This window comes from Aeribacillus composti (assembly GCF_007827555.1).
GTDB lineage: Bacteria > Bacillota > Bacilli > Bacillales > Aeribacillaceae > Aeribacillus > Aeribacillus composti.
In genome coordinates this window covers 55928-80641 of record NZ_VISS01000003.1, presented here as the reverse complement: position 1 = coordinate 80641, position 24714 = coordinate 55928, and the positions used below count along the sequence as shown (strand labels likewise).

Below are 24714 nucleotides of genomic sequence, written 5' to 3'. Positions count from 1 at the left end.
TACCTTTGTATAGGGAAATATATTACTTTAGCAAAAATTTCATACGATCAAATGTATCATGTTGACTGGACGACCAGAGACATATCATCGCAAGTTTCGTACTTGCAAAGATAGTCTCTGTTTTTTTTCGTTATAAACCTTTAAATAAAACGAAGAAAAAGATGTAACAACAAGTATTTGAGAAAGAGACACGTACCTTTCAAAAATGATCCCACTCCATTTCAGTTTTGATATATAGAATCACAGACATTATCGGTCCATGGAATGATAACTAAACTACAATGTCAAATTTACGGTTAGTCGGGAGGAAATCATATGAAGAAAAAGCGAATTTATTTAAACGCTTTTGATATGAATTGTGTGGCGCATCAATCTCCGGGATTATGGGTGCATCCTGAAGATCAGTCATACCGATATAAAGATATTGAATATTGGGTTGAGCTGGCGCAATTACTGGAAAAAGGGCGGTTCGATGGATTATTTATTGCAGATGTAATCGGCATTTATGATGTGTATGGAAATGATAAAACAACAGCAGTACGTGAAGCAACCCAAGTTCCAGTCAATGACCCTATTTTACTTGTTTCTGCAATGGCGCATGCAACGGAGCATTTAGGCTTTGGGATCACATGCTCTACAACATTTGAGCATCCATATACATTTGCACGCAGAATGTCGACTTTAGACCATTTAACAAAGGGCCGAGTAGGCTGGAATATTGTTACTTCCTATTTGGAAAGCGGAACGAAAAACATCGATATTGGCGATCGGTTCCTCCATTCAGAACGATATAATATTGCGGAAGAATATTTGGAAGTTTGCTATAAATTATGGGAAGGCAGCTGGGAAGACGATGCTGTTATAAAAGATAGAGATAGAAAAATTTTCACAGACCCAGCGAAAGTTCATGAAATAAATCATCACGGCAAATATTTTAATGTGCCAGGCATTCATTTGTGCGAGCCGTCGCCGCAAAGAACACCTGTTTTATATCAAGCAGGCGCTTCAGCGAGAGGGCGTCAATTTGCAGCAAAACATGCTGAGTGCACATTTGTTTCGATGCCAGGAAAAGAGCCTATCGCTTCATATGTTAAAAATTTAAGAGCCCAGGCTGCTGAATTTGGCAGGGATCCGCAAAGCATAAAAGTATTCGCTTTGTTCACACCGATTGTTGGGCGGACGGAGGAGGAAGCGTGGGCGAAATATGAAGAATTATCGCAATATATCAGCTATGAAGGGGCCCTTTCTTTATTAGGCGGCTGGTCAGGTGTTGATTTTTCAAAATATGATCCTGATCAAGAAATTGAATACATTGATACTAACGCCATCAAATCAGTGCTCGAATCATTAACGAAAGCAAGTCCAAATAAAAAATGGACTGTCCGCGAGCTGGCGAATTTTGCTGGAATAGGCGGAATGGGTCCTGTAGTAGTCGGAACACCAAAGCAAATAGCTGATACGTTTGAGGAATGGATTGAAGATACGGATATCGATGGATTTAATCTCGCCTATGCAATAACGCCGGGAACTTTTAAAGATTTTGTTGATCTTGTCATTCCGGAGCTTCAACAACGTGGAGTCGTGAAAAAAGAATATGAAGAAGGAACTTTGCGGGAAAAATTGTTTGGCAAAGGCCAGTCCCGTTTACCGGAAGACCATATTGGAGCTAAATATAGAAATTTAAGCTATCAACTGCAGGATTAACCTTACTTTTTTGTATCAAAAGAAGCTTTGAACTTCGTATGATCAGCCTTGAAAAAAAGAAACTGTAGGTTAGTCGTTAGTCAGTATTACTTTTGCATCATCTTTATTTGACTTGTTTCCAATTTTGCTGCGGATTCATAAGTCCTTTAAGTCGTTTATGAAATGAATTCTTTTTTTGGTTAAACAAATTTTTAGGATAAATGGAGATATGGGGAATATGACAAAGCCATTATCATTTTCTGCTTTTGTTATGAATACACCTTCTCACATTCTTCACGGGATGTGGCGTGATCAAGAAGGTCATCAGCTTAACTTTAATGACGTAAATCTTTGGGTTTCTTTAGCGAAACGGCTGGATGAGGGAGGTTTTGACGTCATCTTTTTCGCCGACGTCGTCGGGCTGTACAATGACTTTCGAGGAGGATGGGATTTCCATATTGAAAATGGCTTGCAAGTACCTAGTAATGACCCAATGGTACTGCTTTCAGCACTTGCAGTAAATACAAAACATTTGGGCTTAGCTTTTACGGCGGCTCCGGTTCAAGAACCTCCCTTTAACTTTGCACGCCGTGTATCAACATTAGATCACATCACCAAAGGACGAATTGCCTGGAACATGGTTACCAGCTACTCAGCAAATGCCTTTCGCAACTTTGGCTATGACGGCTTAGTTCCGCATGATGAACGATATGAGTGGCTGGATGAATATGTTGATGTTTTATATAAGCTTTGGGAAGGTTCATGGGATGAAGGAGCGCTTTTGCAGGACCGTGAAAGCGGAATTCATGCGGATCCGGCGAAAGTCCATAAAATTCATCATGTCGGCAAGCGCTACAAGGTGGAAGGACCGCACTTAGTGGCTCCATCACCGCAGCGCACACCGTTGCTTTTTCAAGCTGGTTCGTCCCCTACTGGCAGAGATTTTTCGGCTCGCAATGCTGAAGCGATCTTCATTGGAGCACCTGATCCTGAAAATGCCCGCAAGCTGATCGATGAAACACGAAGGTTGGCGGTTGAAAATGGCAGAAAGAGTGAGGATATCCACTTTTATCAGGGATTGTACTTTGTGATCGGAAAGACGGAGGAAGAAGCTCGGCAAAAAGAATATGAACTTGAAAATAAGATTGATTTCGATATGATGATCGCTCATTCCGCTGGGGGGATGGGAATTGATTTAGGGAATGCTACTTTAGATACTCCATTGGAAGATATCAAAACTGAAGGGATCAGAAGCACATATGAATGGCTAAAGCAAAGCACGCCGGGAAGGACTCCTACAGTTAGAGATCTTGCTAGGCTCAGGAGCAAAACAAACCGTATTGTCGGCACTCCTGAAATGATTGCAGACCAGCTTGAGCTTTGGAGGGATGCAGGTGTTGACGGCATCAATGTCATCAATGCGACGATTCCCGGTTCCTATGAAGAATTTATTGATCAAGTCATGCCTGTGCTTCGAAAGCGCGGTTTAGCGCGCAATGGATATGGAAAGCCAGGAACATTGCGGCGCAAATTGTTTGGGACAGATCGTCTCAATGAGCGTCATCCTGCTGCAAAATACCGAGGTGCATTTGCAGCGAAAAGCCCTGTAAATTGATCTGAGGTGCTAGTAATTGCTGTTTGGCTCTTTTTTTTACAAATAAATATTACTAAAAAGATGTGAATAGTGAAATTTAAAATACGATTAAAGGAGTGCATAAAAGATGTCAATTCAAAATCAATTAAATGAAGCAAGCTCTTTGACTTTTAACGGTCCGGTAAAAGTTGATTCGCCTGAATTAGATCAATTGATTGATGTAATTGCTAAAGACGCTGAGGAACGAAGAAATGCCGGCAGTGAAGAACTGCCTTATCACGCCTTCGATTTAATTCGGCAATCTCGATTGGGTGCTTTACGTCTGCCTGTTGAACTAGGCGGTGGAGGAGCTAGTATTCGTGATCTTTTCTATGTCCTAATCCGTTTAGCTGAAGCCGATCCGGATGTGGCGCACAGCCTTCGTGCCCATTATTGGCAAGTAGAAGAAATACTTCGAAATCCGGATAAAGAACGACGTGAGCAATTGTTGGGAATCGTGGCAAAAGGAGATATTATTGGGAATGCCTTTACGGAAATTTCATCAAAAAATGTTGGTCATTTGATTTTTGAAACAACTTTGACTCAAGATGGCGAAGGGTACCGATTAAACGGTACGAAATATTTTAGCACCGGTACCATATATTCCGACTGGGTAATCGTTATGGCATCAACCCCTGAAGGAAAACCTGTTTCCGCGTTTATTCCGACAAATCGTGATGGCGTCATCATTGAAGATGACTGGGATGGTATCGGACAAAAATTAACAGGAAGCGGTACAACACGCTTAAACAATGTATATGTCAATCGAGAAGAAGTAACATTTATTGATGAGACGAAGACGCCTTTCAATTCATTTTTACAGCTCTATCTGCAAGGAGTGATAGCGGGTATTTTGCGGAATGTGGTGACAGACGCTAAAGCTTTAGTTCATGGAAGATCCAGAACCTTTACTTTTGCATCGGCAGATACGCCAGCGGCTGATCCGCTGCTTCAGCAAATTATTGGGCAGCTTTCAAGCAGCGCGTTTGCCGCAGAAGCACTTGTGCTGGCTGCCGCAGATGCATTAGACATAGCAGTGAATGAGGCGGTTAATGGAGAAATAGACTTTGATTTAAGTCATGAGGCTTCCCTGCGAGCTGCTCAGGCGAAAGTTATTATCGATCACCTTGCATTACAAGCAGCTACACTTCTCTTTGAGGTTGGCGGCGCTTCAGCTACGAGACAATCCAAGCATTTTGACCGCCACTGGCGCAATATTCGCACACTTGCTTCCCATAATCCGATAGCCTACAAAGCAAGAGCTATTGGCGATTATGTTGTGAATGGTACGAAGCTTCCGATAAGAGAGGTTTACTTCTAAGGATTTTATTGGAGGATGCACAATGGATTTTAACGCAAGCAATCAGACGATTCGAAATGAACGAGATGCAAGGCTCGTAGAATATGCGGAGCGCATTGCAGAGAAAATTCGACAGACAGCTGATAAATATGATGAAACAGGAGAATTTCCGTTTGAGCATATCGAAATCCTAAAAAAAGAGGGGTATCATAAGCTAACAATCCCTAAAGAATATGGCGGTGAAGAACTTTCATTATATGAAATTTTGCTGGTACAAGAACGATTAGCGAAAGCCTGTGGTTCTACGGCACTGGCGATAGGATGGCACTTAATGGCATTCTTTAGCCTTAGGGATTTCCGGCCTTGGAAAGAAGAAATTTTTGCGAAAATATGCAGAGAGGCTGTTGAGGAAGGTTCATTATTAAATGTTTTTGTCACGGAGCGGACATCAGGCAATATTGTAAGAGGCGGAACCCCATCAACAATTGCGAGAAAAACGAAAGACGGATATATCATTTCAGGAAGAAAGGCATTTGCAACATTGGCGCCAATTGTGTCGCATTTTACGATTTTGGCATATGTCGAAGAAGAAGATAAAACGGCCGAATTTTTAATTAAAAAAAATGATTCGGTACAATTGATAGATACATGGAATGTTTTGGGAATGAGAGCAACAGGCAGCCATGATATCGAACTGCATGATGTGTTTGTGCCGGAAGAGGCGTTATTGTCTTACATTGACAAGGGGAAGAACAACCGCTTTAAGGGCAACAGCAGTGCCTACACGCTGCAGTTGCCAGCCATTTATTTAGGGATTGCGATTGCTGCCAGAGATTTTATTTTAAAGTATGCGGCTGAGAAATTTTCACCAAGTCTAGGAGATGTTATTCTAGAGGCGCCGCATGTTCAGGATAAAATTGGAGAAATCGAAATTTTAATCGCTGTATCAAGATACCTGTTATACGGTTTAGCTGAAAAATGGGACCGAAATTTACATGTTCGAGACAAGTTAAGCAATGAAGTCTCTATTACAAAATATACAGTATGTAATAATGCGATCAAAATAGTAGAGCTGGCTATGAGAATCGCAGGCGGTCATTCGTTATCGAAAGATTTGCCATTAGAAAGATATTTTAGGGATGTTCAGTGTGGTTTATATAATCCTCCTTTAAATGACATGGTCGTGAGTCAAGTTTCGAAATCCGTGATTGAAGAATATCGAAATAGCTTGAAAGAAGTGCAATTTAAATAGGAGGATGCTGGAGACTGTGGGAGCATTTTCTGCTGCTGAGCAGAAAAGTGCATAATATTTGCTGACTGGAACACCAGAGGCCTTAATTTCATGAAAAATGAAATTAAGGCCTTTCTTTTTCACAATATGACAAGGAAAAAAATTTTTTGCATTGCACAAATGTGTCAAAGTATTATGGTTCATCGCCATTTTTCCAAGTTAAACAAATTAAATTAAACATAAAGAGTTAAGATGGGAGAAGCACCATCCCCAAACACTCGAGTAGTTCCCTCATTAAACGTTTTGAACAAAGGGGATATTGTGTATATAGATCTGGATAAATTTTCGGTTGGTGGAGGAAATTGATGATTAGGCTAGAGAGAGTTAGTAAAATATACGAGTCTGGTGGGAAAAAAGTAGAAGCTGTAAAAGATGTTTCGCTTCACATTAAAAAAGGCGACATTTTTGGAATCATCGGCTTTAGCGGAGCCGGAAAAAGTACACTGCTTAGGTTAGTGAATTTACTCGAACGTCCGACAAAAGGAAATATTATAGTCGATAATTATGATTTGAATTCCATATCTTCGAAAGATCTGCGGCAATTAAGAAGAAAAATTGGAATGATTTTTCAAACATTTAATCTATTTAATTCTCGCACGGTATATGGCAATATTGCTTACCCTTTAAAATTGGAGAAAAAATCGAAGGAGGAAATCCACCAACGAGTTACAGAGCTATTACAATTTGTTGGTCTTGAAGACAAAGCTGACAAATTTCCTGAACAGTTGTCAGGAGGTCAAAAACAAAGAGTAGGGATTGCACGAGCGCTTGCAACTTCACCAGACATTCTGTTATGTGATGAGGCTACCTCGGCTTTAGATCCAGAAACCACTAATGAAATATTAAATCTATTGAAAAAAGTGAATGAAGAATTCAATATTACGATTTTATTAATAACACATGAAATGAACGTGATTCGAAAAATTTGCAATCGCGTAGCGGTTATGGAAAATGGGAGAATCATTGAAGAGGGCGAGGTTTTTAATATATTTTCAAATCCTCAAGAAAAAACGACGAAAAATTTTATCAGTTCGGTTGTAAATGAAAAATTATCTTCGAGCTTGCTTGAAAAGTTAAGGAAGGATCATGAAAGAAAGCTTTATCGAATTGTATTTTCAGGAGACACTGCGAGTCAACCTATATTATCGACATTAACAGCTAAACATAATATTCACTTTAATATCATTTACGGAAGCATCAATGAACTTCAAAATCAATTGTTTGGCAATTTAATCGTGGAATTCATTGGAGCTGATTCTCAAATTGAAGAAGTATTAAAAGAGTTGACAGAGATAGTTGAAGTAAGGGAGGTCACAAACGGTGAAAGTTGATTGGACGACGTTTTGGCCTAGAATACTTCAAGCAACAGGTGAAACGATTACAATGGTCATTTTCACATTGATTTTTGCTAGTATTTTAGGAATTATCATGGGACTACTGCTATTTGCCACCCGTAAAGGCAATATTTTAGAAAATAGATTCATCTTTTCATTTTTGAATTTATTAATCAATATTATTCGACCTATACCGTTCATCATATTTTTAGTTGCCATCAGTCCGCTTACGCGATTCGTTGTGGGAACTACAATTGGAACGACAGCGGCTATTTTTCCGATGACCATTGCTGCAGCTTTTGCCATTGCCAGGGTGGTAGAAAATAATTTAGTCTCAATTGATCCAGGTATTATCGAGGCTGCAAAGGCGATGGGGGCATCACCCATTCAAATAATATTTGGGGTACTAATCCCCGAAGCATTAGGGCCTTTAATTTTAGGAATTACATTTATCACCGTAGGACTTATTGATTTTTCCGCCATGGCTGGAACGGTCGGCGGAGGGGGCCTTGGGGATCTTGCGATGACATATGGTTATCAGCGGTTTGATACATCCGTCATGATTGTTACGGTTGTCATATTAATTATTCTTGTTCAAATTGCCCAATTTATTGGCAACATGCTTTCACGTTTCTTTTTACGCAGATAAATCAATCATATATTAGGGGGATTATTATTTTATGAAAATCAAACTATTCCATTTACTAGTAACAATTTTGGTGATTGGCCTCCTGGCAGGCTGCAACAGCAATTCAGCATCTGGGGATAAAAAAGAAAAAGTCGTTACTGTTAAGGTGGGGATTACCGGATCAGATGGACAGTATTGGGACATCATTAAGAAAAAAGCGTTAGAAAAAAATATTAAGGTAGAATATGTCGAATTTTCCGATTATGTGCTGCCAAATACTGCACTTGTCAATGGCGAGGTAGATGTGAACGCCTTCCAGCATCTTGCATTTTTAAGCCAATTTATCGCGGAAAATAATGTGAATATTGTGCCGATTGGCTCAACTGTTGTTGCTCCTTTAGGATTGTATTCGGAAAAATATAAAGATGTATCCGAGATCCCAAATGGTTCAAAAATTGCGGTTCCAAATGATCCGGCTAATTTAGGAAGAGGGCTAAAGGTTCTGCAGCAAGCTGGATTAATTGAGTTAAGGGAAGATGTCGGTCTTTATCCAACAGTAAAAGATATCGTTAAAAATCCAAAAAATATTGAAATAGTAGAAGTCGTTGCCCAACAGACTCCTAGAGTGCTGCCTGATGTAGCCGCATCTATTATTAATGGCGGAATAGCTGGTCAAGCCGGCTACACTTTAGCAGATGCCATTTTTCATGATGATCCAAACAGCAAAGATACACTGCCGTATGTTAACGTTTTTGCCACTCTAGAAAAGAATAAAGACAATGAGGCATATAAGACCATTGCGGAAATTTATCAGACAGAAGAAGTAGCTAAAGCAGTAGAAGAAGATACGAAGGGTGCAAGCATTGTCACAAAGGTGCCAGTACCAGAACTGCAAAAAGAATTAGATCGCTTAGTTGAAAATATTAAACAAGGCAAAGAATAACATAAGGAAGGAATTGTTTATTTGCGAGCAAGGCTGCATTTGAATTTGATGACAATCGACTGATAGAATCGGAATTTGTACTTTTGAAAAGATGCTGGAGTGAGAAATATGGCAAAGCAGATAATATTAAATCTTTTTGATATGGCAGGAGCTATGCATAATTCTCACGGATTATGGAAGCATCCTCAAAATAAACGCCATCTTTATTATAATGATCTACATTATTGGATTGAGTTAGGAAAATTGTTGGAAAAAGGGAAGTTTGACACCATTTTCTTTGCAGATGTAGCAGGAGTGTATGATGTCTATCAAAATAGTAAAGATGCTGCGATTCGAGACGGCGTTCAAGTTCCGCTAAATGATCCGGCCTTTATTGTACCAGCGGTGGCAGCTGTTACAGAGCATTTGTCATTTGTAGTAACGGTCAGCACAACGTATGAACATCCGTTTTCAAATGCACGTCGTTTTTCCACATTAGATCACTTTACAAACGGCAGAATTGGCTGGAATGTTGTCACTTCATATTTGCCAAATGCTGCGCAAAACTACGGCCATAAAGAAATTGTTAAACATGACGAGCGTTATGATATTGCCGATGAATTTATGGAGGTTTCCTATAAGCTTTGGGAAGGCAGCTGGGAGGAGCATGCGTTTGTTGGCGATGCGGAAAATGAAATTTTATTTGATCCCGAAAAGGTTCATGAAATAAACCATAAAGGGCGGTATTTCAGCGTAAAAGGCCCGCATTTAACATATCCTTCTGCACAGCGGACACCTGTTATTTTTCAGGCAGGTTCTTCTGAGCGCGGCAGAGATTTCGCCGCCAAGCATGCAGAGTGTGTGTTTGTTGGCGGGTCGACGCCCGAAAAATTAAGATTTTATATTCAAGATATTAAAGAACGGGCTGAAAAATACGGACGGAATCCTGATAATATTAAAGCATTTACGTTTTTAAATGTCATTGTGGCAGAAACGACAGAAGAAGCTGAATTAAAATATGAGGAATACAATCGATTGTGGAGTGCTGAAGCGGCAAAAGCTCAATATAGCGGTTCAACAGGCTATGATTTATCTAAATATGAAGATAAAGACGCCTTTTTTGAATATAAGCATACGGAACATGGTCAGTCTCGAGCTGCTTCATTAACGAAAGATGCGCCAAGAAAATTAACTGTTCGAGAAGTGTTAAACAAGTTTGAAACGATCGGAAGGAGTAATGTATTAGTCGGCAATCCCGTTGAAATAGCTGACAGCATTCAATTCCAGATCGAACAAACTGGAATCGACGGGTATAATCTTGCACATCTTATAACGCCTCGAAGCATTGAAGAGTTCATTCATTTCGTTGTTCCGGAGCTGCAAAAACGTGGAATCTATAAAAAAGAATACGAGAAAGGAACACTGAGGGAGAAGCTGTTTGGTACAGGGAAAAAGCTGCTGCCAGATGATCATACAGGTGCAAAATATCGGAATTTTTAACAAATTTAAAGTTTGCTTCTCCTTCAGCTCATAATGTTGGAGGTAATAATGGAATTTCGTACAGTTGGAAGGACAGGCATTCATGTTTCAAATTTATGCTTTGGAACAATGTCATTCGGCGGCATTGCAGATGAAGAAACTTCCATTATGATGTATAAGCAATGTCGAGAAGCCGGGATAAACTTTTTTGATACAGCAAATGTTTATAATGATGGACGTGCTGAAGAAATTCTTGGAAAGTGTATTGCCGGTCATCGAGATGAGATTGTTTTAACCTCTAAAGCAGGCTTGCCTACAGGCAAAGATTTAAATAGCGGCGGTTTATCGAGAAGAAATCTTTTTTTATCAGTTGAACAAAGTTTAAAAAGATTGGGCACTGATCGGATTGAATTTTATTTTGTTCATCTGTTTGACGAGTATACAGATATTGAAGAAGTCGTTAGAGCTTTAGATGATTTACAAAAACAAGGGAAGATTTTATTCCCCGCTGTAAGTAACTGGGCTGCCTGGCAAATTGCAAAAGCTCTAGGAATATCTGAAAGAAAACAGCTAGCACGATTTGAGTTAATTCAACCGATGTATAATCTCGTAAAACGGCAAGCGGAGGTAGAAATTTTTCCGTTAGCTCAATCAGAGCAATTAGGTGCCATAACTTACAGTCCGCTCGGCGGAGGTTTATTAACCGGAAAATATAACAGTACAAACAAGCCGGAGCAAGGAAGATTAGTAGAACAAAAGAATTATGAGAAAAGATATAGTCATCAGTATTATTTTACTATTGCACATCAATTTACGGAGCTGGCGAAACAATTTGGATATCATCCTGCTTCTTTAGCAGTTTCATGGGTATTACATCATCCTGCTGTAACTGCTCCAATTATAGGAGCACGTAATCCGGAACAACTGGCCCTATCGATTGCTGGGGCAGAAATCCCTTTAACTGCCAGTGAAAGAGAACTGATATCCGCATTGTCAGATGCGCCTCCATTACCAACGGATCATAGTCCAGATGAGGATTTATTTAGCAAATATAGAAAGTAATCCAGAGGAAATGGTGCTAGTGTTTTAAAAATCTAGCGTAAGAATCGATTTCACACTTTGACAAATTTGAAATCAGAGAATGGTTATGCTGTCTTTTCCTTTAAAGCCAATTTGTGAAAAGCTGTTGGAGCAATCTTTTCTTACGAGAGGGTGGACTTAAGTATTCTAATGATGAACATCAGAGCTTGATAAATAGACATCCATTTCCTCAATCAAAACAATCGTGGTGTAAGCTGCGGTGTAAAACAAACGGATTGATGAAACAGTTGAACGTTTGAACTTTCACATTATTTTTTGCGGTAATACAGCGAAAAAGATGTGGTTGGTAAATTTAAAAAACAAAACAGGAGTGTTTGATGAATGTCAAGCCAAAAACCATTAAATCAAAGGATTAACTTCAAAAATAAAGATGAATCAAATTCTCTAACTTTTACCAGCCCAGTAAAAGTTGATTCACCAGAATTAGAATACTTAATTGCTGCAATTGCAGAAGATGCTGAAAAACGCAGAAGTACTGGGAGTAAAGATCATCCATATTATGCCTTTGATTTAATCCGAAAATCTCGATTGGGAGCATTGCGATTACCTGTTGAACTTGGCGGCAGCGGTGCAAGTATTCGTGATCTTTTTCAAATTTTAATACGTTTAGCGGAAGCTGATCCAGATGTCGCACACAGCCTTCGTTCACACTTTTCCCAAGTGGAGAAATTTTTGCTGCTTACGGATGAAAAACTCCGTGAAAAGTGGCTGCAAAGAGTAGCCAATGGAGAAATCATCGGCAATGCTTCTGCTGAAATTTCATCCAATAATGCTGGAAATTTGGTTTTTGAAACAACTTTATCACCGGATGGTGAAGGCTTCCTATTGAATGGCAAAAAATACTTTAGTACCGGCACACTGTATGCAGACTGGGTAGTTGTTACGGCATCAACTCATGAAGGAAGGTCTGCATCGGTAATAATTCCGACAAATCGTGAAGGTGTCATCATTGAAGATGACTGGGACGGCATCGGACAAAAATGGACAGGAAGCGGTACTACACGTCTTCACAATGTGTATGTCAATCAAGATGAAATAACATATATTGATGGCTCCAAAACGCCTTTCAACTCTTTTCTGCAGCTCTATTTGCATGGAGTGATAGCGGGCATCTTGCGGAATGTGGTGACAGACGCTAAAGCTTTAGTTCATGGAAGATCACGGACATTCAGTTTTGCTGCTGCGGATACACCTCGACAAGATCCGCAACTGCAGCATGTCATTGGACAGCTCTCAAGCAGCGCGTTTACCGCAGAAACTATTGTTCTAGCTGCCGCAGATGCAATTGATGCTGCCCTGAATTCAGCAGTTAATGGAGTGATCGATTATTCTCTAAGCCATGAAGCTTCCCTGCGAGCTGCACAGGCCAAGGTTATTATAGATCAACTTGCCTTACAGGCCTCGACGCTTCTTTTTGAGGTTGGAGGGGCATCCGCAACGAGACAATCAAAACATCTTGACCGTCACTGGCGTAATATTCGCACTCTTGCTTCGCATAATCCAACAGTTTACAAAGCTAGAGCTATTGGCGACTACGTCGTGAACGGTACAGATCTTCCAATAAGAGAGGTTTACTTTTAAGGATGTTTTAAAAATTTTATATATAAAAAGGAGCGTTTAAAAATGAGTAACTATGAAACAATTAACAAAAAGTATTCAAGAGCATTTATTGAGGAAATTAGGGAGAAAGTTAAGCCAATTATTGAAGAAGTCATTAAACCAAGCGCTGAACGAATTGACAAGAGTGGGGAGTTCCCGCGTGAAAGTTTGTTAGCCCTTGCGAAAGAAGGATGGAATTCAGTAACATTTTCTGAAAAATGGGGAGGATTAGATTTAGGATATTTAGGATTTTCCATCGTGGCTGAAGAAATCGGGAAAGTTGATGCGTCAACAGCTTTAGTATATGCCATGCATGTTGGAGCAGCACAAGTAATTGTTTTATATGGAAACGATGATCAAAAGAAACGGTGGCTGCTCCCTATCAGAGATGGTGCGATCGGAACCTTTGCTGTTAGTGAAAAAGCTACAAGAGGTCATGTATGGTTTAGCTTAAGCCAGGCTGAGCGCGATGGCAGCGATTATATCATTAATGCTGAAAAATCCTTTACGACAAGCGGAGGCCAAGCAGATTTTTATATTTTGCAAACGAGAACACCTGATTCTGACGACCCTAGTAACATTAGCTTCTTTATCGTTGACGGCCATAATGACGGTATAGTTGCAAAGCCATGGAATGCATTAGGTGTAAGAGGAAGCCACAGTGGTCCAATTACGTTTAACAATATAAAAGTAAGCGGCCGCGATCTAGTGGGATACGAAGGGTTAGGAAGAGAAATCATGGATGAAGGCGCAAACCCTATTTATATACTGGGTATTGCATCTGTTTGGCTCGGTGTTGCCCAAGGTGCACTAGAACTGGCTGTTAAACATGTTAAGAATGCAGTTAACAAAGGATTTAATAATAGTTTGGCTGACCATCAAGTCATTCGTGAAAAATTGGCAGAAGTGAAAATAAGAATTGCAGGTTTAAAAGCATGGCAGATAGATTTAGCAAGACATTATGATGAATTGCTGGCAGAAGGGCAACCTATAAGCTCATTGGCATCCGAAGTCATAGAATTTAAAGTGAAAGCATCCGAAACAGCAGATTTTGCTGCACGAATTGCGATGGATGTAGCGGGCGGTTATGGCTATATTGAAGGACCTTTTGAACGGCTTTACCGCGATGCCCGGGCAGGTATCCCAATGGCTCCATCTAATAATATCGCCCGCGACCAAGTGGCAAAAATTTTATTAGAATTGCCGTTGAATCTTTGGAATGAGAATGAAAGAAAATAAACCAAACCAGCAATGCATTTTTATTAGGAGTCTGAAATCTGTAAGAATTTTACTGCCTATTTAGGATAATGATGAATGGATGAGTCGGTAGGTCAATTGTCTGTAACGCTGTTAGAATAATTATGAATTAATGAATAAATGACCAATTACTCAAAAAATCTGTTGTTTTTTACAGTGTTTTAAAGACTTATTCTGCCAAACTTTAAAAACTCTAGATATAACCATTTCGGTGAACTATATGAATAAGCCTCACACTTCTTTTTTATAGTAGGTGTGAGGTTTTATTTTGTGAAAAAAAAAAGAGGACATTTGCAATTTTAAGTGGCTGATAATTTACAAGGAAAGTAGACGAGAGTTTTGCTTGTCAGGGAAGCGTATAACAAACAACATTTCAACTTTAAAACAGAAGAAAGCATTGGAAAACTGAAAGCGCGAGACTTAAAAGTGGTTTTTCAACGTTTATGGGAAAAGACAGATTTTCACGTTAGACTTCTATGAACCATAAAAAATCACAAATCATTCTTCACTGTGAGAAGTTGTGCGGCAGGCAAATTCCTTGTAATACCATTGAACAGTTTTTTACAATCCTTATAAGGAGAGTTTAAAAGGAGTTGAAAAAATGACGAATTCTAAAGCGAAAAAAAGACTGGAAGAGATTGAATTCTCAGTTTTGGATTTGGCTCCTGTTTTATTAGGGAAAACGCCGGCTGACACATTCAAAAACAGTTTAGACCTTGCGCAAAATGTTGAACGATTTGGATATAAACGTTATTGGCTTGCAGAGCACCATAATATGGAGGGCATCGCAAGCTCAGCTACTTCTGTATTAATAGGCTATATTGCAGGAGGTACGAAAACGATTCGTGTAGGATCTGGAGGCGTCATGCTTCCGAACCATGCTCCTCTTGTGATTGCTGAACAATTCGGGACATTAGAGTCGTTGTATCCAGGTCGAATTGATTTAGGGATAGGACGTGCTCCTGGAACAGATCAGGTGACATCCATGGCATTGCGAAGAAATTTACATGGGTCAGTATCAGAATTTCCAAACGACGTCCAAGAACTCATCAATTATTTTGCTCCGAAAGAGAAGCGGAAAGGATATGTACGCGCAGTTCCTGGTGAGGGATTAAATGTTCCTGTTTGGCTGCTTGGATCAAGTACGTATAGCGCTCAGCTTGCAGCAAAGCTTGGACTTCCTTTTGGGTTTGCAAGCCATTTTGCACCGAATCACTTATATGAAGCACTGAAAATATATCGTGACCAGTTCCAGCCGTCAGAACATTTGAAGGAGCCGTATGCGTTGGCGTGTGTGAATGTCGTGGCAGCAGATACCGATGAAGAGGCGAAGTATCTTGCAACCAGCTTGTATCAAATGTTTTTGGGCGTGATCCGAGGAACTTCTAGATTGTTGCAGCCTCCTGTTGAAAGCATGGATGGAGAGTGGAATGAATTTGAAAAAGAAGCGGTACGCCATCAGCTTTATTTTTCGTTTGTTGGATCTAAGCAAACAATAAAAGAGAAGCTTCAAAAATTTTTGGATGACACTCAGGTAGACGAAATAATGGTTGTTTCATATATATACGACCATTCGGCTCGCGTGCATTCGTACCGTATTTTATCTGAGATAAAGAATGAAATGTAGTTCTTTTATTTTAAATATGTTATTTTCGGCAACTATCAATACTGTTTAACTTTTTCAGTTCGGGAAGAGATCTGAGAGCGGCAGACTCCTTTTTCAGAAATGTTATTTATGCTGTCATAAAAGCAACGATGTTTATGAATTGTGGATTCTCGAAACAGGCTATCAGCTTTGCTGACAGCTTGCTATTATTTCTCTGATAGCAGATATTTGATGTAGTTATAACTTTTCTGAAATGGGCTGCCCGATGAGTTCCTAAAATGAAGGATTTTGGAGCAATACTACTGTGAAGGACAAAAAAATCCTGTCCTTCATAGAGGCATGAAGTCAACTAGAAGCAATTGTATGTGCTGAATGTCTGTCATAAAACTTTTGAAGAACGAATTCAGAAAGAGAGCATAAGAAAAGTCCTTCATAGACTTCTGAAGGATATAAACAAGATAGAAAAAATGACCTGTCCGATAAGTTCCTAAAATGAAGGGGCTCCAAAAAGTCAGTTAATCCTGACTTTTTGGACAGCCCCGCAACATTTTTTATATGATGCGATTTTAAGAGAATTGCTGAAACTAGGCAAAAAAAGATGCCATTTCAGGGAATATTCCAATTCTAATAGCCTTATAAAATAACAGTAAACGCTTACAAAACAGGAGGTTCAAAATATTTTTTTTCAAAACGTTGTTGTTTTTTAAACGACGGCATGTTTCTTTATTATTGATTGAATGTTAGTTCTTAACTTTTGGGGCTGCCGGCTGACTTACTTTCTCAAATGTGATCAGTGCGTTCCAGCTGCCGGAAGATTGGCCGTCTGCCCAATATTTCGGTTGGTCATCGTCTTCAAGCATGCTTAATAGCATGGCGAGATGTCTTCCTCCTGATTCTACCTTTGCCAGACGGGCGTATTGAGGAAGCATTTGATAGGCTGCATCATATTCTTTGTTTAATATATAACTAATGAATTGTTTATCTAGTGCATGTTCTGAAGCGGTCGGTTTATTGTGTCTGCCGCGGACTAAATTGTGGGAAAGTGCGCCGCTTGAAACAAATACAATTTTCTTTTCGCTTTCTTTTAATACTTTTGCAATCAGCTGTCCCCATTTATACGTTTCATCTAAAGTGGCAGCCATCGTCACGGACAAATTCACAACAGGTATGTCTTCATTCGGCACAAGGTATCTAAGAGGCACAACCGTTCCGTAATCCCAAACATAGTAAGGGTCGTCTATTCCTACAACTTGCAGTCCAGCATCTTGACCGATTTTTACTAGTTCATCACCAAGCTGTTTATCTCCGGGATATTCATATGGAACATCACGAATTAAATCAGGACATTCAAAAGCGGTTAAAATGCCCTTATGGACAGGAGTGCAATCAACATAATGGAAAAAAGTCGACGGCCAATGGCAGGAAACAAGAACGATGGCATCCGGTTTTAAATCATAAATTGTCTTTGACATCTTTTGCATTTCAATGGCCATATTCTTTTGAAAGTCGGGGACTTGGTCAAAATGGCACATGCTTGGCACATGAGGCGCTAACATAGCCAGCTCAATCGTCATCGCTACTTCTCCTCCTTTAAAATTATTTTCTTACTTCAGATGCGGGTTTGCCCGCAATTCCCCAATGGGTTTTTGGCACCTCTGTCACTAAAACGCGGATGTTTTCTTTTGGTGAATCGAGCGTTTCCGATACAGTATTTGTTACATTTTGAATTAACTCCTTTATTTTCTCTGGCGGCCTGCCCTCCATGATTTGAATAGTAACAAAAGGCATGTCATCCCTCCTATCAGGTAAGAAATTTTTTTCTTTCGCTATTTAAACAACATGGAAGCTTACTTCGCCCAATCCGTCAAATTTTCCTGTGACATAGTCGCCTTTGTTTATCAAGACGGCGCTCGTGATTCCTCCTGTTAGAATGACATCACCTGCACGCAGCTTTTGTCCTTTTCGTGATAACATATTGGCAAGCAGAGCGACGGAATGGGCAGGATGGCCAAGCACAGCGGCTCCGGCTCCTAACTCTTTTATTCCGCCGTTTATGGAAAGAGTCGATCCAACTAAATCAAGTTCTAATCCTTCCGGCTTTTTCAAAGACGTTCCGAATACAACCCGGGATGTTGACGCATTGTCAGCGATTACATCAGGAAGCGTAAAATCAAAATTTTCATATCGGCTGTCGATGATCTCAAGAGCCGGCATCACGTATTCTGTTTTCGCAAGCACCTGTGCACCATTGACACCAGGTCCTTCAATATCTTCTTTTAATACAAAAGCGATTTCCGCCTCCACTTTTGGGTGGATTAAGTCATGAAAAGGCAATGCTCCGCCGTTATTGATCACCATATAATCGAATACATAGCCGTAAATAGGCTCATTGACCTTCATTTGCTTCATCTTAGCAAAACTTGTCAAACCCATTTTTGGACCGATGATACGGTGACCTTCATTTATTTTCATATTGACAATCTCTTGTTGAATGGCGTAGGCTTCTTCGACGGACAAATCCGGTTTTAATGAGGCCGTTACCTTTTTTACTTCACGTTTTTCCTTTTCCGCTGTTACTAAGTAGTCAGCAATTTTTTTTATATCTGCGCCAGCCATTTGCTGCATCCTCCTTAAGTATGTGCCGTTTGTTTTTGTTTTGAAATTTCAGCAGCTACATCAATAATCATATCCTCTTGACCGCCAACAACCTTTCTTTTGCCAAGCTCAACTAATATGTCGCGCGAATCAATTCCGAATTTTTTGCTGGCAGCTTGTGCATGCAACAGGAAGCTTGAATATACTCCAGCATATCCGAGTATTAGTCCATCTTTTGTAATTTCTTGCGGCTTTTCCAAAATGGGGGCTACTATGTTTTCGGCTACGTCCATAATTTTGTATAAATCGATTCCGGTGTTGTTTCCTAAACGGTTGAGCACCGCGATTAATACTTCCGTTTGAGTGTTGCCTGCACCGGCGCCTAAGCAGCGGATGCTTCCGTCAATCCGCGTCGCTCCTTCTTCAATGGCTGCTAATGTATTGGCCATTGCTAGGGAAAGATTGTTATGGCCATGGAATCCGATTTCAATTGACAAGCTGTTTTTTAAAGCTTGAATCCTTTCTTTTACTTCATGCGGCAGAAAAGCGCCAGCTGAATCGACAACGTATACAACATCAGCTCCATAGCTCTCCATAAGCTTTGCTTGCTCAACCAGTTTTTCTGTTGGAACCATATGGGCCATCATCAAAAAACCGACAGTTTCCAATCCTAATTCTTTTGCGAAAGCAATATGCTGTGCTGAAATATCCGCTTCTGTTACATGAGTGGCGATTCTCGCCATTTTTACCCCCAGCTGTGCAGCTTGTTTTAATTCTTTCATTGTCCCGATTCCCGGCAAAAGCAAAACAGCAATTTTGGCATTCGTGACAGTAGATACAGCGGCTTCGATCAATTCCATTTCATTTGTTAAAGAAAGTCCGTATTGCAGAGATGAGCCACCTAAACCGTCTCCGTGCGAAACTTCAATATAAGGTACATTGGCATCATCCAACCCTTTTGCGACGGCTACGACTTGATCCACAGTATATTGATGTCGAATCGCGTGGCTGCCGTCTCTTAAAGCGACTTCAGTAATCAGTATGTTACGTTCTCCCACGATATTCACTCCTTCCTTAAACATTCACTTTAGAAGTAATATTTTTCGCCCATTCCTCCGCCACTTTCACTGCTGCGGCTGTCATGATATCCAAATTGCCTGAATAAGTCGGCAAATAGTCTCCAGCGCCTTCCACTTCAATAAAAACTGTTATTTTATTTCCGTCAAAGAGAGGTTCTTGTCTTAAGCGATAGCCCGGTACATAAGATTGGACTACTTCCACCATATCTTTGACGGATTGAGTAATCTTTTTTTGATCGACAAAATCATTTTCTACAAGGCAATATATCGTATCTCTCATCATAATCGGCGGTTCAGCAGGGTTTAAAATAATGATAGCCTTCCCTTTTTTAGCGCCGCCGATTTCCTCGATTCCGCGCGCTGTCGTTTCGGTAAACTCGTCAATATTTGCTCTAGTTCCGGGACCGGCGCTTTTGCTTGAAATCGTTGCCACAATTTCTGCATATTTGACAGGCTGAACTTTGTTGATGGCATGAACGATCGGAATCGTCGCTTGGCCTCCGCATGTAATTAAATTAATGTTGTCGGCATCCAAATGTTTAGCAATATTTACAGGAGGTATGACAGACGGACCGACGGCAGCAGGTGTTAAGTCAAGAACTTTTTTCCCTGCTTGCTTCAGCAATTTTGCATGGCGTATATGAGCTTTTGCGGAGGTGGCATCAAATAGAATATCCGCTAGATCGGGATTTTCTAAAAAACCTTTAATGCCGGTATCAATCGTGTAATATCCGAAATCTTTTGCTTTTTTTAATCCGTCCGATGAGGGGTCAATTCCGATGACCGTTGTAAGCTCCAACACATCTGATCGACGGATTTTGTACATTAAATCTGTTCCGATGTTGCCGGACCCTAAAATTCCAACCTTTACTTTATTCATAAAATTCTCCTTTCAATCTATTATTCTGTAAATGATACAGTTACATGCCCGAGATGAGCGAACCGCGCCGTAAAGACGTCTCCAGCTTGTGCATCAGCGGCTCTGGATAGAGCGCCTGATAAAATGATTTCTCCGGGACGTAATGAAATATCAAAATCAGCCAGCCTGTTGGCGAGCCATGCGACACAGTTTGCCGGATTGCCTAATGCTGCTGCGCCGACACCGGTATTGACTAGTTCCCCGTTTTTTGTCAAGCTCATTCCAATTAATTCGAGATCAACATTTTCTATTTTTTCCGGTTTTCCTCCCAATAAGAAATATCCGGATGAAGCGTTGTCGGCAATGGTGTCAGCCAGCTTGATTTTCCAATCTTTAATGCGGCTGTCGACAATTTCTAATGCCGGAACAATATAGTCAGTTGCTAAGATCACGTCTAAAGCGGTTACGTTTGGACCTTTAAGCTCCTTTTTTAAAATGAAGGCAATTTCAGCTTCTACTCGCGGCTGCAAAACTTTTTTCATGGAAATGCTTCCGCCGTTTTCAACGACCATGTAATCTAATAAATGTCCATAGTCCGGTTCATCGACTCCAAGCAGCTTTTGCATTGCTAAAGATGTTAAGCCGATTTTTTTTCCGACAATTTTTTGACCTTGATCGACCTTTCTTTTTATATTTTCCAGTTGTATAAGATAAGCTTCTTCGGCAGTCAGATTCGGATCAACGGAAGTAAGAGGATCTGTCGCCTTGTTTAAAGCTTCAGCTTCCTGCAGTTGATTGGCAAAGTTGGCAATTTTCGTTGTTAACATTTTTTCCTTCCTTTCTCATTCAGACAGAATGATTTGGTAAGCAGGCTATTTTAACATACTCCTTATGTTTCAACGGCACCTGAAATTATAGCTTTATCGTTATGTTTGAAAGCTCTGTATAAAAATCTAAGCTGTGCATGCCGCCCGTTCTGCCAATTCCGCTGTGCTTCATTCCTCCAAACGGCGTTCGTAAATCACGCAGGAACCAGGTGTTGACCCAAATGATGCCTGCTTCAATTTGATGTGCCACCCTGTGTGCACGCCGTAAATTATTTGTCCAAATAGTTGCGCTTAATCCGTAATGTGTATCATTGGCTTGGGCTATAACTTCCTCCTCCATGTCAAACGGAGAGACAGTTACAACTGGGCCGAATATTTCTTCCCGTACGCAGCGGGAATTTCGATCCAAACCAGTTATGATTGTAGGTTCGAGATAATAACCCTTATCTAATCCGTCTGGACGCTTTCCGCCTGTTAAAATTTCTGCCCCATCTTGCTTGGCTATGTCGATGTAGCTGTTGACGCGTTCGTAATGTTCCATGCTTACGAGTGCGCCGACATCTGTGCCATTTTCAAATGGATCGCCAATCTTTAATTCTTTTGTTTTCTTTACAAATTTTTCTAAAAACTCTTCATAAGCTGGGCGCTCTACATAAATTCTTGAACCGCAAAGACAAACTTCGCCTTGGTTAATAAAGCTTGATTTGATGGTAGTTTCAATGACTTCATCTAAATCTGAATCGGCAAAAATAATGTTTGGATTCTTGCCGCCCAATTCATATGAAAGTTTTTTCAAGGAATTAGATGCTGCTTTCATAATGGCTGCTCCTGTACCGGGTTCACCGATAAAGGAAATGGCGTCAATGTCAGGATGTTCGGCAATTGCTGCCCCAGCGGAGTTTGGACCGAAGCCATGAACAAGGTTGACAACTCCGTCCGGAACACCGGCCTCTTTGCAAATTTCCATTAATGCAGTAGCGGTTAAAGGAGTCCACTCTGCAGGTTTAATAACAGCTGTGTTGCCCATTCCTAAACATGGAGCCAGCTTCCAGGTCAATAATAAAAGAGGTAAATTCCAAGGCTTGATAATTCCCACTACTCCGACTGGGCGTCTGTGTGCATAATGAATGGCCTGATCATCTTGCTGATAAGCTTCATTCGTAATCGAAATGATGTAGTCTGCGAAGAAGTGGAAGTTATAGGCAGCACGGGGAATGTCAATTTTTTTGGCAAGAGATAGCGGTTTTCCTGTATCCAATGATTCCAATCGTGCAAGCTCATCCTGTCTTTCTTGGATTAAATCGCCAATTCGCCGCAAAATTTTTGAACGCTCCGTTAATGTTATGTTTTTCCAAGGACCGTTCAAAGCCCTTTTGGCAGCGGAAACGGCATAGTCGACTTCTTTTTTTCCTCCTTCAGCGACTGTTCCGATTACTTCCTCAGTTGCAGGATTAATATTGTCAAAGGTCCTTTTGTTATCGGATTCAACAAATTGTCCGTTAATAAAATGCAAGCAGTTAATCGTTCCGTTTGAGTTGATTGGCATGATTCACCCTCCCGAATATCATCATAAATTTCAACTGTGACTTTAATGGTAGTTTCCCTATGTTGCACTTTCAACTTCTAAATTGCTATATATGCAACAAATATAAAAATTTTTAAAAATATCGAAATATTTAATTTTTTGCTTTTCAGTTGTTCATATATTTGATATATTCTCGTATAAAGAAAATTGATGTAGAGGGGGAGGGTGTACATTGAATGGAAAAGATGAGAAAAATCAGCTTTCTTCCATCAAAAATGCGCTGAAAATATTGAAAAGCTTTACAATGGAAGAGCCAGAAAAAAAAATAAGCGATTTATCCAATTCTCTAGGATTAAATAAAAGCACAGTCAGCAGGACAATGAAGACGTTGGCAAGTGAAGGATTTGTTTATAAAGATTCAGAAACGAAGAAATACAGATTGGGATTATCCATTTTATCTTTAAGCGGCGTGCTATTCAGCAATATGGATATTTACAGAGAATCGCAGCCTGTACTAAATAAACTGGTCGAAACAACCGGTGAAACTGCCCATATTTCTGTATTGGACAATTTAGAAGTTGTTTATTTGCAAAAAGTAGAGTGCAATCACCCCGTAAGATTTTTAACCCATATCGGGAGACGCAATCCGCCTTATTGCACGAGCTCTGGAAAAGTTTTAATTGCATTTTCGGAAAATGAAACGGTCGAAAAAATTATATCTAAAGGGTTAAAGCGTTTTGCTAAAAATACGATTACGGATCCTGAGAAGCTGAGAGATCATTTAAAAAAAGTAAGGGAGAATGGGTATGCCGTTAGCATTGAAGAATTGTCCGAGGGAGTTAATTCCATTGCCGCCCCGATTTATGATTATACCGGAAAGGTTATTGCAGCACTTTCTGTAGTCGGTCCAAAACAACGAATCAATTCTTACAAGCTTAAAGCGATGGCGAAACAAGTGATCGCAGCCAGCAAGGAAATTTCTGAAAGAATGGGGTATTTGAATTTTTCTTAATTTGGTGGGAGAGTGGAGAGATGTATGATTTTCATACACATTTCATCCCTGAAGGCGTGATGGAATGGGTAAAAGAACATAAAGAAACTATTCATGCTGAATGGGTGAAAAAAGAAAAGGATAAGGAAGAGTTTTTGATTGTTAATCAAAAATGGGGATTTGAATTAAAAAAATCTTTTTTAGATTTAACCCTTTTTTTAAACGAACAATTGAAAGCGGGAGTTCATCATTCCGTCATTTCGCCGATACCGCAGCTTTTTATGTACGAGTTTCCGGAAGAAATCACTGCTGAACTATCCGGCGTGTATAATGATTCATTAGCGCGGCTTGTGCAATCTTTCCCGGAAAAATTGTCTGCGCTGGCAACGGTTCCGTTAAATAACCCGGATAAAGCTGCACAAATCTTGAACGATGCGATGGGAAAAGGGTTAAAAGGAGCCATTATCGGTCCTGGGGCAGCTAATCATATGCTGTCAGATGAATTTTTTATCCCATTTTTTGAAGAAGCCGATCGGTTGAAAGCGATTGTTTTCATTCATCCGTTATTGAGCGAAGATCCTCGCTTGAAAAGAAGAATGATGCCAAATTTAATCGGTGTTCCGTGGGAAACAACGATTTGTGCTACAGATCTTTTATTAAGCGGATTGATTGATCGATTTCCAAATGTGAAAATATTATTTGCCCATGGCGGAGGATTTTTGCCTTACCAAATCGGCAGAATTGAAAAAGGATACGAAGAATGGGAAGCGGTTTCAAAAAAATTAACATCCTCTCCGAAAGAATACTTAAAGCGTTTTTGGTATGACAATGTTTTGTGGGAGCAAGCAAGCATTGACTATTTAGTGCGAATAGTGGGAGAAGATCGAGTAGTGCCTGGCTCCGATTTTCCGTTCGACCTTTCTGTCTGGCCTCCAAATGAAAAGCATTGCAAAGGGGCAAGTTCATTAATAGATTTTTAAAAGCTTTTCGTCTTTTAAGCCAGCA

At 40.1% G+C, this 24714-nt stretch carries 21 protein-coding genes; 14 read left to right on the top strand and 7 right to left on the bottom strand.

The genetic code is table 11. The features are described from left to right. The first annotated feature begins 315 nt into the window (after nt 1–315). The 12 genes from FB379_RS02520 (at nt 316) to FB379_RS02465 (ending at nt 15854) form a co-directional block, all read left to right on the top strand. The gene (locus tag FB379_RS02520) at nt 316–1704 is read left to right on the top strand and encodes an LLM class flavin-dependent oxidoreductase (RefSeq protein ID WP_066247175.1); all 1389 of its coding nucleotides are present in this window, start codon (nt 316–318) and stop codon (nt 1702–1704) included. A 217-nt stretch (nt 1705–1921) separates the two neighbouring features. Further along, a complete protein-coding gene (locus FB379_RS02515) occupies nt 1922–3298 on the top strand; it encodes an LLM class flavin-dependent oxidoreductase (protein ID WP_063386541.1) in 1377 nt (458 codons plus the stop codon). A 106-nt stretch (nt 3299–3404) separates the two neighbouring features. Then, entirely contained in the window at nt 3405–4637 is a 1233-nt protein-coding gene (locus FB379_RS02510) for an acyl-CoA dehydrogenase family protein (RefSeq protein ID WP_144596894.1), read from the top strand. 22 nt (nt 4638–4659) lie between these two features. After that, complete coding sequence (locus FB379_RS02505) at nt 4660–5868, top strand: acyl-CoA dehydrogenase family protein (protein ID WP_144596892.1); 1209 nt, start codon at nt 4660–4662, stop codon at nt 5866–5868. Between the two features lie 344 nt (nt 5869–6212). Then, the gene (locus FB379_RS02500) at nt 6213–7238 is read left to right on the top strand and encodes a methionine ABC transporter ATP-binding protein (RefSeq protein ID WP_130157495.1); all 1026 of its coding nucleotides are present in this window, start codon (nt 6213–6215) and stop codon (nt 7236–7238) included. Continuing rightward, a complete protein-coding gene (locus FB379_RS02495) occupies nt 7228–7890 on the top strand; it encodes a methionine ABC transporter permease (protein WP_144596890.1) in 663 nt (220 codons plus the stop codon). Before FB379_RS02500 ends, FB379_RS02495 begins: the two co-directional genes overlap by 11 nt. Before the next feature lie 31 nt (nt 7891–7921). After that, on the top strand, nt 7922–8812 hold the full coding sequence (locus FB379_RS02490) for a MetQ/NlpA family ABC transporter substrate-binding protein (protein WP_063386546.1): 891 nt from the start codon (nt 7922–7924) through the stop codon (nt 8810–8812). Nucleotides 8813–8920: 108 nt separating this feature from the next. Next, the gene (locus FB379_RS02485; protein ID WP_144596888.1) at nt 8921–10291 is read left to right on the top strand and encodes an LLM class flavin-dependent oxidoreductase; all 1371 of its coding nucleotides are present in this window, start codon (nt 8921–8923) and stop codon (nt 10289–10291) included. Nucleotides 10292–10339: 48 nt separating this feature from the next. Then, a complete protein-coding gene (locus FB379_RS02480; protein ID WP_144596886.1) occupies nt 10340–11332 on the top strand; it encodes an aldo/keto reductase in 993 nt (330 codons plus the stop codon). A 360-nt stretch (nt 11333–11692) separates the two neighbouring features. After that, the gene (locus FB379_RS02475) at nt 11693–12952 is read left to right on the top strand and encodes an acyl-CoA dehydrogenase family protein (protein WP_144596884.1); all 1260 of its coding nucleotides are present in this window, start codon (nt 11693–11695) and stop codon (nt 12950–12952) included. A gap of 42 nt (nt 12953–12994) precedes the next feature. Then, a complete protein-coding gene (locus FB379_RS02470) occupies nt 12995–14209 on the top strand; it encodes an acyl-CoA dehydrogenase family protein (RefSeq protein WP_063388388.1) in 1215 nt (404 codons plus the stop codon). Between the two features lie 619 nt (nt 14210–14828). Continuing rightward, nucleotides 14829–15854, top strand: coding sequence for an LLM class flavin-dependent oxidoreductase (locus tag FB379_RS02465; RefSeq protein WP_094244965.1), 1026 nt, complete (start codon nt 14829–14831; stop codon nt 15852–15854). 719 nt (nt 15855–16573) lie between these two features. Here the strand turns inward: FB379_RS02465 and FB379_RS02460 are convergent. From FB379_RS02460 to FB379_RS02430, 7 genes are all read right to left on the bottom strand, one after another. Continuing rightward, nucleotides 16574–17407 (bottom strand): DODA-type extradiol aromatic ring-opening family dioxygenase, encoded by an 834-nt coding sequence (locus FB379_RS02460; protein WP_094244966.1) that lies wholly within the window; start codon nt 17405–17407, stop codon nt 16574–16576. Between the two features lie 22 nt (nt 17408–17429). Beyond that, nucleotides 17430–17663 carry a 4-oxalocrotonate tautomerase gene (locus FB379_RS02455; protein ID WP_257790172.1) on the bottom strand — a complete coding sequence of 78 codons (234 nt, stop codon included), beginning with the start codon at nt 17661–17663 and terminating at the stop codon, nt 17430–17432. Beyond that, a complete protein-coding gene (locus tag FB379_RS02450; protein WP_144596882.1) occupies nt 17664–18449 on the bottom strand; it encodes a 2-keto-4-pentenoate hydratase in 786 nt (261 codons plus the stop codon). It lies immediately after the preceding gene. Between the two features lie 14 nt (nt 18450–18463). Continuing rightward, a complete protein-coding gene (gene dmpG, locus FB379_RS02445) occupies nt 18464–19510 on the bottom strand; it encodes a 4-hydroxy-2-oxovalerate aldolase (protein ID WP_144596880.1) in 1047 nt (348 codons plus the stop codon). After that, nucleotides 19503–20387 carry an acetaldehyde dehydrogenase (acetylating) gene (locus FB379_RS02440; protein ID WP_144596878.1) on the bottom strand — a complete coding sequence of 295 codons (885 nt, stop codon included), beginning with the start codon at nt 20385–20387 and terminating at the stop codon, nt 19503–19505. Before FB379_RS02440 ends, dmpG begins: the two co-directional genes overlap by 8 nt. A 20-nt stretch (nt 20388–20407) precedes the next feature. Beyond that, a complete protein-coding gene (locus tag FB379_RS02435) occupies nt 20408–21193 on the bottom strand; it encodes a 2-keto-4-pentenoate hydratase (RefSeq protein ID WP_066247143.1) in 786 nt (261 codons plus the stop codon). Nucleotides 21194–21278: 85 nt separating this feature from the next. Continuing rightward, complete coding sequence (locus tag FB379_RS02430; protein ID WP_144596876.1) at nt 21279–22739, bottom strand: aldehyde dehydrogenase; 1461 nt, start codon at nt 22737–22739, stop codon at nt 21279–21281. Nucleotides 22740–22950: 211 nt separating this feature from the next. On the opposite strand from FB379_RS02430, the gene FB379_RS02425 reads away from it, so the two are divergent. Both FB379_RS02425 and FB379_RS02420 read left to right on the top strand, forming a co-directional pair. Further along, nucleotides 22951–23730: an IclR family transcriptional regulator gene (locus FB379_RS02425; RefSeq protein ID WP_063388379.1), complete on the top strand. Its 780-nt coding sequence runs from the start codon at nt 22951–22953 to the stop codon at nt 23728–23730. A gap of 20 nt (nt 23731–23750) precedes the next feature. Further along, nucleotides 23751–24689 carry an amidohydrolase family protein gene (locus FB379_RS02420; protein WP_130157907.1) on the top strand — a complete coding sequence of 313 codons (939 nt, stop codon included), beginning with the start codon at nt 23751–23753 and terminating at the stop codon, nt 24687–24689. Nucleotides 24690–24714: the final 25 nt, after the last annotated feature.